The sequence below is a fragment of the Psychrobacter sp. UBA3962 genome, from assembly GCF_002385225.1.
GTDB lineage: Bacteria > Pseudomonadota > Gammaproteobacteria > Pseudomonadales > Moraxellaceae > Psychrobacter.
On sequence record NZ_DGDC01000009.1, the window covers coordinates 1,390 to 20,799 of the forward strand.

The window sequence follows — 19,410 nt, forward strand, 5'->3', positions numbered from 1 at the left end:
TTGTCACCCTTATCGCCTTTCTCACCTTTCAGTGAAGCGATGAAGTCTTCTAGGGTTTTATTCTCGTTACCCTCAATTGATTGCCAGATCTCTAGGGCAGACTTACCGTCTTCGCCTTTTAGACCATCTTTACCGTCTTTACCTGTAATAGATTCGATAAAGTCTTCAACAGTCTTATCTTCGTTGCCTTCGATAGATTTCCAAGCATCAAATGCAGACTGGCCATCAGCACCATCTTTACCATCAGCACCGTCTTTACCAGTGATTGATTGTAGGAAGTCTTCTAAGGTCTTATCTTCGTTGCCTTCGATAGACTGCCATACTTCAAATGCAGACAAACCAGCATCACCCTTGTCACCCTTATCGCCTTTTTCACCTTTATCGCCAGAACTTCCGCTGGCTGCTGCCGCTAATCCAATAGCCCCAGCGCCAACCAACCAAGGCATGATGCCATAGCTTGAATCTTCTCCTGCTCCAACCCACCAAGGCGTAGATCTTGCAGCGCCTCCTAAAGCATGCCCTTCTACTGCACCCTCTGGCATTATTGTCAGGTAGTCAGCGTACTCACCTGAATCTGGCGTATAGTAATAATAACTTCCATTTTCAGCTAGCCCGATTAACTGGCTTTCAGAGTCTTCATAAAACCCTTCAATAATAAGATCTGGAGTCTCAATATCTTCATCAAATGACACCTGTAAATCTTTATTTACACGTTTGGTAATTAAATGATGAGGTGCACGCCCAGTTGATTTGTCTACAGGTTCATAATTAACCTGTTTCATAGCTTTAATGACAGTAGGCTGTCCATCTTTAGTAGTAATAGCTACATTGGCAACATTTTGAGCTTGATTGTGTACTTTAATGGTAATAGCACTCATGGCAATCATCCTAATAAATAGTCTTTATAAACGGTAATATTTTAAATATCTTTCAAACAATCTTACTGAGTAATAATAGCAACCACTCTTCTGTTATTTAGCCTTCCAGCCTCCGTCTCATTTGTATCAATTGGCTTAGTTTCACCATAACCAACCGTACTTAACCTTTCGGAATCAATAGCATAACTTTTCACTAAAATAGTCTTTACCTTTTCAGCACGAATTTTTGATAATTTTTGATTGTAGGCGTCCGATCCAACGCTATCGGTATGGCCCTCTATTATCACATCTGCTTTAGGATAAGAATTAATAAAATTAGCAAGCCCTTCAAACTTTGAATAATTATTATCAGCGATAGTGTCTGCATTAAAATTAAAGTTTACTGAGTACGCGATAGGCTTCTCAGACTGCTCAGTAACCATTTTGATAACAGGTTTTTCAATAACGGTAGGTTCAGTATCACATACCATAGAAACCCGGCTAATCTGATAAGATTGACGTGGCATGGTAGATAGTTGAGCAATAGCATTTTGAGGCGTTACTTGCTCAATAACAGGCTGATTTAGTGCTGAAAGACTGACCTTAAAGTAGGTAGTCTGTTGGGCGGGAAGGTTATAAATATTAGATGATGAACTCACCTTCTCATTATCAAGCATAAGACTTGTAACTTTAATATTCTGTTGTCCACTACACACCACAACATCAGAATAATAATTGCCTTTTAAGCTTGCTTGAAACATATTGTCCGGACCAATCTGTAAATATATTGGCCCACCTTGCTTGCTATCTGCTGAGTCTCTAAAAAATACCACTCGGCTAAGATTAGACCCTAAAACTGTCTCATCAAGGCTCTCAAATAGCCGTCCTTTTTTGTCCCAACTGACTTTTTGTTTAGCAAGTTGTTGCTCGGGGTTTTGTAGCTCAGAGCTACTTTGTAAACTCTGACAGCCGATTAAGCCAGCGGTTAGAAATAGCGTGCCAATTAACACAAAAGTCTTATTAAACATGAAGCTTATTCCAAAAAAATAAGGCTCAAATCTGTTAGCATATAGCCTTTATAAAAAAGCCATCCTATCAGTCTCGTAGCCTTATACCTTCATACAAATAGTAAATAATAGAGAGAAGCCTACCACCACCTAATACTTCTTTCACACCAGTATATACATTTAATATACTATCTATATAATTATAACACATAATATTATGTAGTTTCATTAACTATTTATATGTATCAGGGCAATCGCACTACAAATCAATTTTAGCCACATTTTAATTAATTATTGACCTTTTGCAGATGTTGTTAACTGCCAATAATAAAAATATAAGATATATAACAGGGCAAACGCATACTTTTAAAAAACATTAATATTTTCAGGAACTTATAAATTTAGAAAATAAAACCCTAAATTCATAACTATCTGATTTTAAATACAATTCTTAAAAGTGTGCGTTTGCCCTGAGATATATAAAAGGATTTTAGTTATATTCCCTAACTTTTTACTGGATTTAATTTAGCAAATCTAATTTAAAACGAGTATTTTCTATAGTGCGATTGCCCTGTTATATGTATATGAACTTTATGAATACATAAACTTATTCGGTAGGAAATTAGGTCACAAGTCAATTGATTGCGCTAGCATGTCATAAATAATACTTGAGAACTTATTATGTGCATCTTTGTCAGATAATATATGCATCATCATCTTCTCATGTGCTTCTCTGCTATCAATCATAGCGTCATCAATTGCTACCGGGAAGTCGCCTAACATGGCTTGGTCCTTTGTGTTGTTACGTACTTGACTCATGACAATCTCACTTTCTGCCATTTTGTCTCTAATGGTTTGTGCATAATTTACCAAGTCATCTTCAGTGAACCCTTCCCCTGCAAACACATCATTCAGCTGACGGATAATTTCAGATAGATAGTCATCTTTCTTATCCTTCGGTGTGGCTGTACCAAGTCCGCTGGCAGGTTTTAGCTGATTGCCTTTATCGTGTTCTTTCAGCTTTAAATCTTGCTGTTTGAGCTTAGACACACGGTAATGCGTCATTTCAATATTACTAAGGTCAATCTCATCCTCAGGATTAAAATCCTCTCGTAATAGTGGCAGCAAGTGACGAGCATATAGGCTTAACTTCTCTAAATCACGATCATCATAGTCGACGATCTGCGACATAAACTCATAAAAACGTGTAAAGCTACCTAGGTCCTTCTTAAACAATATCAGCGCATCTTTGGCCTTCTTAGCCTCTTTAAGGTCATTCTCAGCGTTACCGATGAGCACCGCATCTTCAGACTTTTTAGCACGCTCAAACAATCCTCTAGCACGCTGTACGTCCTCACTGGCTCGCTGATACTGATGTCGCCAACGCTCAACGGCTGGCTTACAGATATTGCTGATAGCAGCATTACTTTTATTCTTGCTATAAAAAGCGTCTGCTAGGTTATCGACTTCGTGCCATTTGATAATATCACTGGCTCTTATCTTCTCAAACAGATCAAAGACCTTGTCAGGGTCTGTCACATCAGCAAGCTCTGCTGTCTCATAGTAAGGCTGGAAAGCGGCTAAGATATCTTCAGGGTCATTAAAGAAATCGAGCACAAAAGTCCCCGTCTCTTTTTTACCAGGATAGATACGGTTAAGTCGGGATAATGTCTGTACACAGTCAACACCTGCCAACTTCTTATCAACGTACATAGCACATAGTTTAGGTTGGTCAAAGCCAGTCTGAAACTTGTTGGCCACCAACATCACTTGATAGTCATCACTATCAAATGCTTTACGCATATCACGGCCTTTCAACCCTGGATTCATATTAGATTCAGTGAAGCTCTCACCTAATAAGCCACTGCTGTCAGGATCAGACTCCTTAAACTCCACTTCACCTGAAAAGGCCACCATGGCGTTAATGTCCGTATATCCATGTTCTGATACGTATTTATCAAACGCCAGTTTATAACGAACCGCCTCTTTACGAGAACCTGTAACTACCATGGCTTTAGCTTGCCCACCTAGCAAGCCTTTAATATTCTCATTAAAGTGCTCAATAATGATTTTAACCTTTTGCGAGATATTGTAATCATGCAGGCGCACCCATTGATTGAGTTTAATCTTGGCACGCTTAGCATCGACTTCTTGGTCTTTTTTAAGGGTCTGATTGAGTTGATATACTACTTTATAGCTGGTGTAGTTTTTTAAAACATCTAAGATAAAGCCTTCTTCAATGGCTTGGCGCATAGAATACACATGATACGCTTCAGGCTTGTTGTCTTTTGAGGCTGGCAGGTCTGGATTGGGCAGACGGCCAAACAACTCTAGTGTCTTAGACTTAGGCGTAGCGGTAAACGCATAGTAACTTAGGTTGTCACTACCACGTCGGGCAGTAATGGTCGCATCTAGCATATCTTCAGCAGACAATCCTCTATCAACATGCTCTTCAAAGTTGTCTCTGAGCTCATCACTGGCTGTTGGGCTGGCAATAAGAACTTCTTTTAACTTACGTGCGGTAGTACCCGACTGCGATGAGTGCGCCTCATCCGCGATAATGGCATAGCGTCGCTCTTTTAGTACGCTAGAGTCTTCAATAGCTTTAAGCACATAAGGGAAGGTTTGAATAGTAACAATGATAATCGGCTGAGAACTCATCAAAGCTTCGGCCAGCTTCTCAGATTTAGACCCCTCACCTTCTTTGCGGTTAATACGACCGACGACCCCATCAGCATGTTCAAACTGATAGATGGTGTCTTGCAGCTGGTCATCTAGCACCGTTCTATCAGTCACAACGATAACCGAGTCAAACAGCTTAGTGCCTGCGTCGTTATACAGTGTGGATAGTTGGTGCGCTGTCCAAGCAATAGAGTTAGATTTACCCGAGCCAGCACTATGTTGAATCAGGTAGCGGTTTTGAACCTTCTTGTTTAAGTTCGGATTGTCTTGTTTGGCTTGTCTGACTTTATCTTGCTTAACCGCATCTTCAATCAAGTTAGTCACTACGTCCCACTGGTGATAACGTGGGAAAATCATGGTCTCTTTTTTGTATTTACGACCAAGCGCATCTTCCTTGTCTTCTATCTGTAGGTGCATAAAACGACCTAAGATATTAAGCAGGTTATCGGTACTTAGTACGTCATTCCAAAGATAGTCGGTTGCGTAACGGTTATGATCTAGTGGAATGTCGTTACCTGCACCGCCATCACGAGTACCTTTGTTGAACGGCAGGAAGAACGTATCGTCACCTGCCAGCTTGGTGGTCATAAACACATCATACTGACTGACAGCAAAATGAACCAAAGCACCACGCTTAAAGCTTAGTAGTGGCTCAGGCTTCTTGCTGGCAGGATCAACAGGCAACCTATCACGCTTGTATTGTAGTTTGGCATTTTCAACGGCCTGCTTAAATTCAGACTTAAGCTCCATTGTGACCACAGGTAGACCGTTCACAAACAGCACCAGATCAATGCGGTGACGCTTAGCTGACTTGGTATTACCCGTCGCTTCATCAACCTCTTTGTGACTTAGGTGAGCGCTGTAGACCACTTCAGGTACAACACGGCAGATATTGCCTTCATAACGTGCCAGCACCTCAGGGTTTAAGCTATGTTCTGGCTTAAACTGGCATAAACTAAATCGAGTATTACGAATCTTTAAACCATGACGCAGCACACCCAATGTGCCATAAGTCCGTGAGGCTCTATCTGTCGCATGCTCACTGGCTTTACCTAACTGCTTCACCAGTTGCTTAATAAACTGAACCTCAGGGTCTTGCGGAAACAGACTGCAAAACTTCTCCCATTCATTAGACTGGGTACGCTGCACATAATCGAGGGCATCACGCTCATACAAGGCGGTCTCACGTTGATAACCTGAGTTGATGCCTAGTACCCAGCCATTAGCCACCATCTCTTTGATAATGTCATTTTGAAAGGTTAATTCACGAGTTATGTCTGTCATGGTTGATCCATTATTATTAATTCTATATCGGCTTTATAAACTGCATCACTTAACTTGGTTCCACCCTACTCAGGCTTCACCCAATCCCGAACATCAATCTTACCTGTTACCGCTGCAGAAATAAGAGCGGTTCGGCGTTCTTGCATCAGCTTGATAGCTTTTCTAGATTTTTTTTCTAATATATCCATCTGTTCTAAACTATTAAAGATAAAATCTGCTATTGCTTTTTGCTCATTTTTTGGAGGTACAGGAGCCAGAAACTCTCTAAAGGCCTCGGTTGGTAACCTCCATCGCCCCATATGAGCCGCCCCCTGTCCAAAAGGAAAGAATAGCTTATTGATATATCCCATTTGCAAAAATGCTAGAAAATACTCAGGCAATGAGTTCTTTTCTTCTAAAGTAAATACTCTATAATCTGGACTTGTTACACCATCATACTTAGATATATCAACAAACCCTGTCAATAAATCCATATGATTCATTGCATAATCACCTTTATATACTAGTTGGTACTTTGAATAATCCATTGAGAGTTGACCCTCACCACTCTCTGTATCCTTTATTTTTATACCTTTTTGAGTAATTGATAAAACATCGTGCCCTAGCTCGCCAGCAATTCTTTTTCTTATTTTGAAAATTGTTTTAAATCTTTTAACCTCCCAATGCTCAGGAACCTCACCCAACCACTCAACCCCCGAATCTTTCATCGGCACATCAGGATTTAAGCCTTTTGTCACTGCATGGCTAATCACCGCTTGACGCTTTTCAGTTAACAGCTCGATAAGACGTTGCTGTTTTTCGATAAGGGTGTCGATTTTGGCGGTTTCGTAATCTAGAAAATTGGCGATTTTTTCTTGGCTTTCTTCGGTTGGGAAGCAGAACTTTTCCATCAAATATGCATCTGAGTCTAAGTTTTGGATACCCGTTGTTTGCTTGATTGATGAGAAATTCACTCTGCCATCATAGAGTAAGGAAAAAGCATATAATAAAAATCGACTAGAGTACCCATGGTTGGGTGTCATTTTTGCGACAAAATTGGATGTTACTGCAGGGTAGTTTTTATCGAATAGAACAACACAGCCTACAAGAGTTGTGTCACCACCCCCTGACTTCTCAATAAGTAAATCACCTTTAGTTAACAACCTATTTTCAGCTTCTTTCGCCGTAATACTTCTATATGTTAACTTCTCATCACTAACTACCAGCCTGTTTCTATCAAAATCTGCAACTCTTAATACTACTAAATCATTATGACCATTTGGTTCAGAGCCCCAAATTCCATTAGTAACCCCATCAACACACCTTTTTAGAGATAAAATATCCCAATCACTCGGAATTTCACCGATCCACTCAATCCCAGAGCCTTTATACTCAGGATAGGCTTTATAACGACCTGACTGCATAACTGAACTGTCTACCATTACGAATGCACCTCGCTAAGCAACTGCATAATCTCCGCACTCACCTTATCAAGGTCAGCGTCAATCTCGCTAAGTGGACGCGGCGGCTCGTACACATAGAAGTGACGGTTAAACGGTATCTCATAGCCGACAATACCAATCTCTTCATCGATGGCATCACGCTTGCCAGCATCAATCCATGCGTCTGCTACATGAGGCTGTACCTCACGCTTAAAGTAGCTTTCAATTAGCTCATTGGTCGTCACAGATGGGTCGAGCGGAATGTTCTCATAATCGCGTAAGTCGCTATCGGTCTCAAACTCAACGATTTTGGTTTTACCTTTACTGTCGCCCTTACTTTTGTCAACAACCTCAAACGCACCGTATAACGGATTGGCTTCTTTGGCTGACTTCTTAACCACACGCTCAGCGTCAGGGTTTTTCCACGTTACCGCATTTAGGATTTGCTTTTTGTCTTTGGCAGTTAAATCCAGCCCAGTGTCTTTAATCGCTTGCTTAAATATCACATCAAACTGGTTATAGTCATCAAACTGCTGGGTACCAATTTCTTGTTGCAAGGTTTTGGCAGCATTCATAATTGCTAACTGCTCACGCCACAGCTTGCTGTCTAGCACTTCTTTAATTTGTTTCTCTTTTAGCTCACTAAAGTCCGCCTTAATCATGGCACGTGCTTCAACCTGAATGTCACTGGTCAGATCGCCAAACTCGCCATAAGTTTCCTCAGTCCACTGCTCACCAAACTTCTCATATAAGGCTGGCATGACCAAATCATAAGTACGCTCGGCATAGCGCAGTGACTCAATCGCCTCATCACTCATTTGTGCTGATAAGCGTAGTGGACGCTCAATGGTTACACGGCGATAGCCAAACTCGTGGGTGTCAAAGATTTTACTGGCGAAAGTCTTAGCGGCTTCCGCTTTAGGTGTCGCTGACTGACGGCCACGGTTTGATTTAACATCCGCTGGCTTGTCTAACGCGCGCGCATCGACCACCTCGAAGTTACCAAAGGTACGAGTGATAATCTTGATGTCCTCTTCGCTCATCTCGTTACGCTTAGAGCCAAGCGACTTACGCATCTTGCTGTATAGATTGGTACCGTCAATCAGCTGTACCTTGCCCTTACGCTCAGGCGCTTTGTGATTGGTCAATATCCACACATAAGTGGCAATACCGGTGTTGTAGAACATATCGGTCGGTAGCGCAACGATGGCCTCAAGTAAATCCGACTCTAAGATATAACGGCGAATTTCACTCTCACCACTACCTGCACCACCGGTGAATAAGGGTGAGCCGTTTAAGATAATACCGATACGGCTACCTGTAATGGCAGTATCGTTACTTGGCGCTTCTGACGAGGCGTTAGAGTGCGACTGTACTGGGCGCATCTTACTGATTAAATGCAGTAGGAATAACAATGATCCATCTGATACGCGGGGCGTGCCTGGGCCAAAGCGACCATCAAAGCCTTTTTGCTCATGCTCGTCTTTAATCTCGCCAGCAATCTTCTTCCAGTCCACACCAAACGGTGGGTTTGACAGCATATAGTCAAATTTATCAGCAGGTAGTTGGTCATCTGATAACGTGTTGCCTAGCTTAATACGGCTCACTTCCTGACCTTTGATGAGCATATCCGCTTTACAGATAGCATAAGACTCAGGGTTCAACTCCTGTCCAAAGGCACGCATAACCGCATTGGGGTTTAGCTCTAGCACATACTCCATACCTGACGATAAAAATCCGCCTGTACCTGCAGTTGGATCATAGATGGTACGAATGATGCCGTCTTTACTCAGTGCCTCATCATCTTCCATAAATACTAATGATGTGGTTAATCGTACTATATCACGCGGGGTAAAGTGCTCCCCTGCCGTCTCGTTCGAGCTTTCTGCAAAGCGGCGGATTAACTCTTCAAACACCAGACCCATCTCATAGTTGGAAACGGCCTCAGGACTCAAATCTACGTTTTGGAATTTTTGTACTACTTTATATAGCAAGTTAGCGTCATTTAACTGGCCGACAAACTCTTCAAATTTAAAGTGGGCAAATATTTCACGAGCATCTTTAGAGAATGACTGAATATAGTGGCTCAGGTTGGCTTCGATATCGCTTTGGCCCATCTTAGCCAGCGTCATTGGGGAAGTGTTATAAAACGCCAGACCATTAGTCTTACGTAATAAGAACTTGGCTTCTGCCTCTTCATTAAGGCCCATAGCGCTAATTTTTTGAGCTTCTTCCACCACGGCATCTTTGGATTCTTCAAGAACACACTCTAGGCGGCGTAGTAGCGTAAATGGCAGAATGATACGTCCGTACTGGGATTGTTTGAAGTCACCGCGTAATAAGTCAGCCACTGACCAAATAAAAGCTGCTAGATTATTAGAGGTTTGGGATTGTCTGGTGTCAGAATTAAATGCGCTCATAAGTATCTTATTGTTTGTAATATAAGTTAATAGAAATACAGGCTTTAGCTTAAAAAATAAAAAACAATTGATTAAATCAAACTAGTTTAGGTCTATATCTTTAGTTTGTCCATCCGTAACATGCTTTTACTCAAGACACCAGATAAGGTTTAACCTCGTTTACGTCAACAATCAGTCTCAACAGCACAGCCGGTTAAAATATCACTCCTCCAAATCATCAAATTCAACATCTTCAGCATCACCATTACCAAAAAAATCAGGATCATGCTCAAGCTGGGTAAGCGACTGCATCCGCTCTTGCAATTCCCTATGTAGCTTTTCACGAGCTACACGCTCTTCTTCATCAATACCTGCCAGCGCTTCAAGCGCGCCTAAACGGCGTTCTTGTTCTGATTGCTTAAAGTCCTCGGCACTAATACCGCACATGGGTATTTCTTGTTCCGCAATCACCTTTTGTGCCTGAGTTAAATTACCCAGTACAAAACTTAGACTTTTTATCACTCCTAACTTTTTAGCAATAGGGTCCTCTTCATCATCATAGAACCTATAATCATCATTGTCACCAGTACTAACTTGGTCCACCTCAATAGGTGTTGGATTTAGTACGTTTTCTGCGACGTCAAGTGATAGCATGGTGATCGCATCTTCTAATGCGCCCAAGTTATGCAGCCTATTTCTGTGTTTAATAATGACGCTGGCACGCTGTTCAGTTGACAGAACAATTTTCTGTTTTGTTCTGTCTGTGCTATCAATTATTGTTCTGTAAATTTGGGTTTCATGCTCATTTTTGACTTTATTGTTTTCTTTGTTCTCTAATTTTTTCCCACCCCCGTTCTGTTCACTTTTGTTCTGTTTTTTTTCTGCGTTTTCGGATCGTTCTTTGAGCTCAAGCATGGATAACTTTTGCCAGTCATATTTTTTGGCACGGTTGTATATGGTTGATTTAGAAGCCGGTGCTTTATCCCCGTAGACTTCCTGCAAGTGGTCCACAACTTCTTGATAAGTGATATTGGGGGTGCTTTCCCATAGGGCCTTAGCTGCCGCCCACACTTCCTTTGGTACTGCCATCAGCTAACTCCTTTAACCATTTCTTCATCGCTATATACAGGCTCCGGCAAAGGTAGGCTGTACTGATAGTCACAATCAAGATCAGATAGCATGATATGCTTATCTTCTTTGTCTAGTCGCTGCTTAATCTGCATCATTTGCGTCTCAACGGCCATAACTTGCCTGGCTTGCTTAGCCTCAATACCCCTAATAACTAGCATTAGCTTGTTCATACAGTTGGCCACCTCCTTATCGTAACCTCCAACTTCTCGCAATTTGCTACATAAGTCTTTGGAGGCATGCATCAACGCCTCGTGATCGTTACGACATATCGACTTCATGTGTTCGGTAATGGTTTCTGCAAACTGCTCTGTAAGATACTCAACCATTGATCTTGATTGGTTCACTACATGGTTAACAGTGCTCGCCAGCATATCCAGCTCTGGCTCAACCGATAGGCCGCAAATATAATCAAGCGACTGGTTATAAAGATTTTGAAATATCAGCAAGTCTGTAAGCGTCAAATCCTTATTGCCGTTCTCAATTTCACTGATACGGTTTCTATTGTTATCCACGTTCCACACAATACGCATGACCTCAGCTTGCGTCATGCCGGCATTTTTTCTTGCAGCCGCCAAATTGCGACCTACTGTTACTCTGATTTGTTTTAACTGTTTATCCGTAAACCCAAGCCGTTTTTTTGCCACACGCGCGCCCTCATTGCAGTTTTTTCTGTCATTGATATAATCATGCTGCCTAATGGAATAAGGGCTGGAATTGTCATCCTTTGGCGCTCATGTAACCGCATGAGCGCTTTTTTTTGCCTGATTATTTGTCAGCTGTTAACTGGCTTACGCCATCAAAGTCACCTAATTTAATGTACTGCTGAATAACTGATATAACGTTATCAATCCCTTTAGCGACAACCGCGCAATACCCCTCTTTGGCCAACATCTCGATTCGTTCTTTTTGGGCTGGCGTGGCATAGCTTTTTTGGTCCTTTTTAATCTCAATACGTAGGCCGTGATAAGCGCCTCTGGCAATATCAATAATCAAATCGGGGTAGCCCGCTTTCACCCCCATACGCTTGAATTTAGCCGCCTCTGGTGAATAGCGCTTACCGCTAGACCCTATCTTGGCCGCTCTCTTACCGCCGTTTGGCGAATGATGAATGTAATCAAACAATGGCCGGCCTTTGAACTTCTGGCGCTTAGACCAATTCATCACTACCGTCTGTACTTCATCTTCTGATAATCCTATTCGTTTACCTTTCATACCCTTTTAACTCCTACTTGCCCCATAACAAACTGATAAACGCCACTGTAAAAAAAATAACTGGAACGGCTATCAGATACCCTAAAACGCACTTGTGGTACCACTGGACCTGAAACCTATACACCCGCCTGCCATCACCAAAAACAACACGAGCAATTAAATACGTGCTAAATAGGGAAAGAAAAAGATAGCACCACAACATCATCAAAAATAACTTGCTTAACATAAAAAGCCCTTACTAAAATCTAAAAATATTCTCACCTTGTCTTAGTTGATAACCCCCAGCACCATCTGCACCCCAAGCAATATCGCCTAACTCATGATTAATCGCATTGCCGTTTAAATCCCATCGAACGATTTGATCAAAAAAAGGATTACCCTCAACTGCTCTTACCCTAGCGCTATACTGATTCCAATGATTGCCGGCCGGGTCATATGCTCTGCTTAAGCGTGTGAGCGTATAGCCCTTACTTGTTTTAAGCTTACCTGCTCTTACACCCACCGATAACCGCCTGGTACTTTAATCTTTGTTTTAAGCGCCCGTATGACCACATGACATTCACGATAATCAAACTCAACCTCTGGCGCGTGCTCCATGAGCTCATCGCAAAAGTCCCTAAACGCTTGACCAATAGCAGCAACTAGCCCGGCTTGGTTATGTTCGCCTTCAATTTCAGCCTTAGCGTGTGCACGTTGACCATCTTTGCTAACTGCATTCATGGTGAAAGTGTAAGTCCGGTCGTGACTGAAAATATCATGTGGCCGGGTTAAGAAATCTTCAGTACGTACCACTCGCTTGATTAGGTCCTGCACCTTGTCACCGTCCAAAAACATTTTCATATAGCCTTGATACTGGCGTGGCTTAGACTTCGCTTGTTGTATCTTGCTGGCTTTTTTTGCCTTTAACGCCTTAGCACGGCGCTGATCTTTATTGGATTTATTCTTAGCCATGGATTCCCTTTGTTCTAAACTTCAACTGTTTCTTGCCTGGGTCTGCCTACACCGAATCTAGCCTTCATTTTCTCCCAGTCTTGAGCTATTGGACTATCATCATTTAGGCGGGCAGGTTTAGGTGCTTCAATACGATGGGTTTTGGGTATCTCAAAATTAGCCCCATTCTTGTGTTCAATAATCACCTGCTCATAGACCGTGGCAAAGTATTTAATAAATCCGTTACCAGCACTCGCTAATTTGCCCCACCCGATGCGATTTGCAGTTTCTAGTACAGTTGGGTGTCTCCAGTCTCTTTCGACGTCTCCGCGCATTCCTGAGCATCTACAGGCTGTTTCAAATGCGGCTTGTGTGTCTAAGTACTCGCTTTGCTTGCCAGCCCTCGCTAAGTCTAAAAAATCAGCTGGGGCTGTTGGTGGCCATTTTAGGGTTAAGGACTTGGCTAAAGCTGTGTTGAATTCCGCTGGGGTAATTCTTAATCCCTGTAATGCAATTGCCCATAGTTCAGTAGTTCTTACGTCCAACACCTGGCGTTCTTGTAGCTTGGCTCCAAATACTCGCTTCCAGTCTTCAAACATGTCAGTGATCAACTCAAGTAAGCGTACTGACGGTTCTGATATCGCTTGACTGCTGGCTTGAGCCATACTTGGCTCTGATTTCAGCACGGAGTTGGTCAAAGTGGCTGATGGCTTGGTTTTTGCCTGAAGTTTGGTTGTTAGCTGGTTGATTGATTGCATGATTGTTCCCCGTGCTCTGAGTCTTGTTCTGAATGTTGATGTACCAGTCTGATTTAAAACCTTTCCAATCCCGTGTTATCCACTCAGTGATTATCTGATCCAGTGAATGACCGGTTGCTTGCTTCGCTTTTTCCAGTTGACTGAAAATCACATTCCAAGCAGTTTGGGTATTCGACGTTTTTTTGATTTTCCTGTGACTGATTAAATCACTCCAAACCTGATCTGAAACTTCATCTGGTTTTTGTGGTTTGTAAGTCTCCACCGCTGACTGAGTTTTCGATTTTGTTTTTTTGGTATTTTTTTTATTAATATGATTATTAGTATTCTTATAATTAGTATTCTTATTTGTCGGATTTAAATCCGAGTTTTTAGGGGTTTTTTCGGATTCATTTCCGAATTTACTCGGATTTGAATCCGAATTTTGGGTGTTTTTCGGATTTATTTCCGAGTTAGAGTCAGATATAAAAGTGGTTTTAGAGTTCCATTCCTTGCCCTTTTCAGTTAACTTAATTAGGTCTTTTTTTCCTTCCTTGATGTAATCAACCAAGCCTTTTTCCTCAAACAGCTTTAGGGCTCGATAAACAGTATCTGGCTTACTGTATGCCAGTGGGATTTCATCAATCACCATGTTGCGAGATACCCAATAATAAAACTCGCCATTAATTACATGTGGTTTAGCCCATGAGCTTGCTTGGTTAAGTAAATCAAATAAGGCACCTTGGTTTAAGTTAAGGCCCCATTCATGGCATTTGACTGCATTTATGCTCAATGTGTATCTCATTACGCCACCTCATGTACTATTGCGAATATCTGTGCCAATCTTGCCAGCCCTTTTGGGGTAAACATCGGCTGTGTTGTCGCCCTGGCAGTGCCATCACGGCCATTAAATGTAACCGGGCGTTGTTCCATATACCCTTGTTGAATGCGACCGCTATACGGCTGTAATTTGTCTTTAGAGTCTCTATACATCCAGCCGTTATTTATGCACCAAGAGATAAATTTATTCTGGGCAATATCTAATGTTTTTGCAGTCTCACGCACACCAAGACTGCCCTCTGCTGCGCCAATCAGATCAAGCGCTGCCGCTTTAGGAGTCGCTATAGCTAATTGCGCTTGCTGCTCTTCTAATTTTTCTGCCAGGTCAGCTGCTAGGCGTAGCGCTTCTGGTAGAGATTGAGGAACGGCTGGCTTAGATATTTGCTTTTCAAGTTCTTGCCAGCGTCTATTTACTCGAATGCGTAGATCAGCACGATAACCAGTTATGAGATCCAGGCATTGCTCTTGAGTTAATAAAAACTCTCTATGCTTTTGATTACCCGTGTTTGGGTGGGTGTAATACCCCTCTCCAACTTTGGATAGGCCTAATGAGTCATAGGTTTCATTAAGTTTTTCGATGTCTCTGCAAACGTGGCCATGCTGTTTTTCACACAGCTGAGCAATTTCTCGGCTGCTCATAGTAGTTTTATTACTACTTGAAATATTTTCTAAAAACATGTTATTATCCTCCTCATTAACTGCTTAGTACTGTTGATGCAACCTTTTAGGTTACTGAATACAGTTTTTAAACATACTCATAAGTTAATATCCAGGAAAGCTAAACCCCGGTGTCCTCCAACGCTGGGGTTTTTTATTGTCTTTTTTAAGCGCTTACTCATCCTTGCTACTACCAATATGTACATCCCTCACACTTGCCCGTGGTTTATAGGTTCCTTCAGCTATTTGAATGCGTGCATCATCATGAAAAAAATCATCCACTTCTTCTGACTTCATCAAGTTATCGCGAGCAAGGGCGTAAATCATCTTGACCATTTCGGGGTTATAGCATTTAAGCTCCATAGGAACGATCTTTAGCCCAAGCGCTGCCAATAGGTTGCATAGCTTGATTAGATGCACGTCTTTTAAACGCGTGATAGTCCCACTATCGATACCCATTGTCTCTGCTATATCTTGCTGGCAAGTGCCTGCAAGCGCATTCAAAACTTGCGTTTGCATATTGCGTGACCATGCAACTTGTTCTTGTGATAATTGGGTCATGGTTAAGTCTCCTCGGTTTGTTGTTTAAGGTTTGGCGGATTCTTAGTTAGAAACAGCTCGGGGTAATCAATCTTTATCTGAGAAGGAATGCCACGATGAGTCCAGTTAAAGACTCTCTGGTAATCCATATTCAGATAGTTAGAGAGAACTAACACTCCACCTAATGCGTTGATTAACTCTTTATCAGTCATAACTACCTCTCAATCATTTTGTTTAAATAATAGTAAACAATTTGTTTATTAAAGTCAATTTTGTGTTTAACAAATAGCTGTTGTTATTTGATTTAATATATAAACTTAAACAAGGCGTTTAACATGAGTGATAAAAATATGCACGATTCAATGAAAAGAGTATTGGAGCAGACTAAAATGGCGCCTTCTGAGCTTGCGGCGGCCATTAATGCATCTCCTCAAAATGTTACCAATTGGTCCAAACGAGGATTATCAAAAAAAGGGGCAATGGACATCTCTAAGAGATTTGGACTTAGTATGGACTGGCTTCTTACTGGCGCAGGAAACCCTCACTTGGAAGCAGCTATAGACGAAGGACTGAATAATGTCTTACAAAAAGGTTCAGTTTCAATCTCGCATAGTAATGATGGAAGTATTCGCGTACCTGTGTACGAAATTTATTTTTGCTGTGGTGATGGCAATGATGCTCACTTTGAATTTGAAGAAGTTAAAGACTATCACTCATTGCCTGAAGACTTTTTTACTAAGCGCAATATTAAGCCAGAGAATTTCAAAATGGTTTGTGCGGTGAATGACAGTATGTCGCCTTATATTAATCATGGCGATGAGGTAGGTATTGTTATCAACGATAGGGAAATTAGGGACGGTCAGATTTATGCCATCTTGCTAGATGGGGATCGTATGTTTAAACAGATTTTCAGGGAAGCTGGCGAAGCCCTCAGGCTACGCAGTTTCAACCCTGCTTATCCAGACAAAATCGTAACAGCTGAGAACCATCAAAGTTTAATTATAGTAGGCCGACAAGAGTATAGAGCGGGATAAAAATTATGGATAATAGCGAATTACCTATTAACAAGCTGATGGCTGAAATTAATACAGCAGCAGATAATAACGAGCCTATGAATTTAACAATTGAGCAGGTCAAGTTGTTGGCGAAGCATTACGGGGATCTAGTTGCTATCCCTGTTTATAGTATGGATAACTTCCCCATTAAAAAACTCAATAAAGGTCAGGATGCGGATGAAGAGTAGAAGGTGAGCTTGTCTGCCGGGTATTGGGAGGGGAAGTCGCTAAATTAGGACTGCCCTATTCTTGATAGTCGGTATTTGCCTTTTACGATTTTTGGCGTGGCTATTGAGAATAAGAAGAAGTTGAGATAGTAGATACCTATGCAAATGACTGCATATTTATGCAATTTATACAAATAAACATTGAAATGGAATCAATATGAAAGATAGTGAGTTTAGAGCATTAGGCCAAGATATACTCGATGCAATTGAATTTTTGAAAGCTAGAGGCTGGTCGGTAAGCAGTGTTTGTGAGTTATTAAAAGACATTGAAAAGCTACCAAGACGATGGAAAAGTATAGATAATAGATTTCAGAACTCTGAAAACACTAATATCAATATAGACTTGTTTAATGATATTAAAACTAAACTAAAAGACGCTATTGTTTCCAGTTTATTATACGACAATAAAATGGTACAAATTTTGAAGCCTATTGATGATACATTTGATCGACTTTTAAAACATTTTGACTCAAATATTAAAAGTGATGTTAGTGAGATTGAGTTATCTGATTTAGTTAGCACTGAAGATGGCTTAAGTGTAAAGTTTAAAATAGATGATAGATACCAAGCCTATGGCCTAAAGACTATTATTGAAGATAAGATTAAAGAGCACTTAGAGGAAGAGGTAAACCAAGACATCCAGAGGGAGTACTCTGTGATTTATGGCATTAAAGATATAAAAATTCCCGCAATGATGTTAGTGGTTTTTGACACAGTCGACAAGACAATCATTGCCTGTATGGACTTAGCAAGGATTGTACATATTAATAAAGTAGATGCTAAACTATCGGAGTTTAAAGTTAGTATTAAGAGTAGCTTAAAAGGTGTTAGGTTTAATAGTACTCCAGTCAATCTATTTCCTAAAATTAAAGAATTCCATGATAACTTTAGTACAGGAACAGCTTTTAATATGTCATTTAAAACTATTAACGATGGTATGATTCATCATATTCATTCAAATAATCAACATCCTGATGCTAGATCAAATAAATATCATAAGGATGGCGCTAAAGGTGTTAATCATACATTGGCTTATTTTAGAATACACATGGGTTATAAAACGTCAAAAAAAACCACCTATGCTATTGACCTAAAATCTATTGCTAGTATGACTACTCAGAAAGACCCTGTATTATACTCTGCTATTATTAACGCATTAAATGCTGAAGATTTTTCAGAAGCCTTATCGAGATTAAAATGAATGCAAATGATATAAAATCTTATTATTTAGAGTTCGTTCGCGATCAGACGAATGAGTTTGATGATGGTATTAAGAACTTTATCTATGAAATTAGCGATAAATTTTTGTCGTATATCATTAATTACTCTATCGAATACTCAATCACACTTGATGAAATAGAATATCGTAAGGTATTCGAAATTACAGATACAACTGAGTCTGAATCAAAAGATGTCGACTTTATGTTGTATGTTCTTTCATTAAAGCCCTATGATGCTATTAAATGGGTTCACTATTTTGAAAGTAACGCTTTTTTTGAGCCAAACAGAGAGTATTTAACTGGAGAAGAATTGTTAGAGATAAAAGAAAGTGGATGTTATTACAATCCTTTAACTGGCAATGATATCTCTAAGAATGTCTTTTACGATGAGCTTTGCACCGTATTTGGTACCACAGATGATTTTAAAAAACAAATTATTAAGTTAAAAATGAGGGGTGTTTAATGCCTCATTTCAATTTAGAAAACGCTTATCGAAGTAGACTGCTGAGCACTCAAGTTGCTAACAATAATGATAATTATCCATCCTTTTTAAATATGGTGCATGGCGAAATTGATAGAGCAATTGAGTTTATGGAAGAGAACTCTAATAGGCTTCAGGGAGATAATGAAGACAAATTATCATTTGTTATTATTTCTCAATTAAAAGGAGCTAGGATTAACTGTAGCTCAGAAACTAATTCAAATGGTCATGTAGATATTACAATACAAGGTGGAAAATTCAAGTGGCTAGCAGAGGCTAAAATCCAAAAAGGTATAGATTGGACGAATCATGGCTTTAAGCAATTAACCCAAAACTACTCTACGGGAAGGAAAAATGCTTGCCATGGCGGTATCATTGTCTACAACAAACTTAAAGATAAAAGTTCTAAAAAGTGTGCTCAAGAGTGGCGAAATTTTTTGGAAAACTCTGAGATTGATGTCGAGTGTCAGGAATACAAATATGGCTATTTTGACTTCACTATACTAGAGCACCCAAGATCTGGCGAACCCTACCACATTAGAAGTTATTTTGTGAACTTAAAATACACTGAATCTAAAAATATATAATAAGACCGCCCCAGTGGCGGTTTTTTATTACCAAAAAAAATACCTATCAACTCAAACGAGCCGATAGGTATCAAAACACTCTTAAACCATTGCCTTACATCTTACATACTTTCTTAGACTTACTAATTTGTAAGCATCCGACCATC

The 19,410-nt window shown here is 40.5% G+C and carries 18 protein-coding genes and 1 pseudogene; 5 read left to right on the top strand and 14 right to left on the bottom strand.

The window, feature by feature from the left end; translation table 11 throughout:
• The 14 genes and pseudogenes from B3S92_RS02030 to B3S92_RS02095 all read right to left on the bottom strand — a co-directional run.
• Positions 1-878: pseudogene (locus B3S92_RS02030) on the bottom strand (hypothetical protein); the annotation flags it as partial.
• Between the two features lie 62 nt (positions 879-940).
• Entirely contained in the window at positions 941-1,885 is a 945-nt protein-coding gene (locus B3S92_RS02035; protein ID WP_296202219.1) for an OmpA family protein, read from the bottom strand.
• Positions 1,886-2,491: 606 nt separating this feature from the next.
• Entirely contained in the window at positions 2,492-5,830 is a 3,339-nt protein-coding gene (locus B3S92_RS02040) for a type I restriction endonuclease subunit R (RefSeq protein WP_296202220.1), read from the bottom strand.
• 65 nt (positions 5,831-5,895) lie between these two features.
• Positions 5,896-7,251: a restriction endonuclease subunit S gene (locus tag B3S92_RS02045; protein ID WP_296202221.1), complete on the bottom strand. Its 1,356-nt coding sequence runs from the start codon at positions 7,249-7,251 to the stop codon at positions 5,896-5,898.
• The gene (locus B3S92_RS02050) at positions 7,251-9,671 is read right to left on the bottom strand and encodes a type I restriction-modification system subunit M (RefSeq protein ID WP_296202223.1); all 2,421 of its coding nucleotides are present in this window, start codon (positions 9,669-9,671) and stop codon (positions 7,251-7,253) included. Before B3S92_RS02050 ends, B3S92_RS02045 begins: the two co-directional genes overlap by 1 nt.
• A 201-nt stretch (positions 9,672-9,872) precedes the next feature.
• The gene (locus tag B3S92_RS02055; RefSeq protein ID WP_296202224.1) at positions 9,873-10,739 is read right to left on the bottom strand and encodes a hypothetical protein; all 867 of its coding nucleotides are present in this window, start codon (positions 10,737-10,739) and stop codon (positions 9,873-9,875) included.
• Positions 10,739-11,425, bottom strand: a complete 687-nt coding sequence (locus tag B3S92_RS02060) for a helix-turn-helix transcriptional regulator (RefSeq protein ID WP_296202225.1) — start codon at positions 11,423-11,425, stop codon at positions 10,739-10,741. Before B3S92_RS02060 ends, B3S92_RS02055 begins: the two co-directional genes overlap by 1 nt.
• A gap of 121 nt (positions 11,426-11,546) precedes the next feature.
• Positions 11,547-11,993 carry a VRR-NUC domain-containing protein gene (locus B3S92_RS02065; protein ID WP_296202226.1) on the bottom strand — a complete coding sequence of 149 codons (447 nt, stop codon included), beginning with the start codon at positions 11,991-11,993 and terminating at the stop codon, positions 11,547-11,549.
• A gap of 238 nt (positions 11,994-12,231) precedes the next feature.
• Complete coding sequence (locus B3S92_RS02070) at positions 12,232-12,495, bottom strand: hypothetical protein (RefSeq protein ID WP_296202227.1); 264 nt, start codon at positions 12,493-12,495, stop codon at positions 12,232-12,234.
• A complete protein-coding gene (locus B3S92_RS02075) occupies positions 12,486-12,944 on the bottom strand; it encodes a hypothetical protein (RefSeq protein WP_296202228.1) in 459 nt (152 codons plus the stop codon). Before B3S92_RS02075 ends, B3S92_RS02070 begins: the two co-directional genes overlap by 10 nt.
• A gap of 14 nt (positions 12,945-12,958) precedes the next feature.
• Positions 12,959-13,588 carry a hypothetical protein gene (locus B3S92_RS02080; protein ID WP_296202229.1) on the bottom strand — a complete coding sequence of 210 codons (630 nt, stop codon included), beginning with the start codon at positions 13,586-13,588 and terminating at the stop codon, positions 12,959-12,961.
• On the bottom strand, positions 13,536-14,462 hold the full coding sequence (locus tag B3S92_RS02085; RefSeq protein ID WP_296202230.1) for a hypothetical protein: 927 nt from the start codon (positions 14,460-14,462) through the stop codon (positions 13,536-13,538). The genes B3S92_RS02080 and B3S92_RS02085 overlap by 53 nt, the downstream gene beginning before the upstream one ends.
• Positions 14,462-15,175, bottom strand: coding sequence for a phage regulatory protein/antirepressor Ant (locus B3S92_RS02090; protein WP_296202231.1), 714 nt, complete (start codon positions 15,173-15,175; stop codon positions 14,462-14,464). The genes B3S92_RS02085 and B3S92_RS02090 overlap by 1 nt, the downstream gene beginning before the upstream one ends.
• Positions 15,176-15,328: 153 nt before the next feature.
• Positions 15,329-15,673 (bottom strand): CII family transcriptional regulator, encoded by a 345-nt coding sequence (locus B3S92_RS02095; RefSeq protein WP_296202232.1) that lies wholly within the window; start codon positions 15,671-15,673, stop codon positions 15,329-15,331.
• 371 nt (positions 15,674-16,044) lie between these two features.
• Here B3S92_RS02095 and B3S92_RS02100 point away from each other — a divergent pair, with 371 nt between their 5' ends.
• The 5 genes from B3S92_RS02100 (at position 16,045) to B3S92_RS02120 (ending at position 19,264) form a co-directional block, all read left to right on the top strand.
• Positions 16,045-16,728, top strand: coding sequence for a LexA family transcriptional regulator (locus B3S92_RS02100; protein WP_296202233.1), 684 nt, complete (start codon positions 16,045-16,047; stop codon positions 16,726-16,728).
• 5 nt (positions 16,729-16,733) lie between these two features.
• Positions 16,734-16,937, top strand: coding sequence for a hypothetical protein (locus B3S92_RS02105; protein WP_296202234.1), 204 nt, complete (start codon positions 16,734-16,736; stop codon positions 16,935-16,937).
• A 196-nt stretch (positions 16,938-17,133) separates the two neighbouring features.
• Positions 17,134-18,177 (top strand): hypothetical protein, encoded by a 1,044-nt coding sequence (locus B3S92_RS02110; RefSeq protein ID WP_296202235.1) that lies wholly within the window; start codon positions 17,134-17,136, stop codon positions 18,175-18,177.
• Positions 18,174-18,659, top strand: a complete 486-nt coding sequence (locus tag B3S92_RS02115; RefSeq protein WP_296202236.1) for a hypothetical protein — start codon at positions 18,174-18,176, stop codon at positions 18,657-18,659. The genes B3S92_RS02110 and B3S92_RS02115 overlap by 4 nt, the downstream gene beginning before the upstream one ends.
• Positions 18,659-19,264, top strand: coding sequence for a hypothetical protein (locus B3S92_RS02120; protein ID WP_296202237.1), 606 nt, complete (start codon positions 18,659-18,661; stop codon positions 19,262-19,264). Before B3S92_RS02115 ends, B3S92_RS02120 begins: the two co-directional genes overlap by 1 nt.
• Positions 19,265-19,410: the final 146 nt, after the last annotated feature.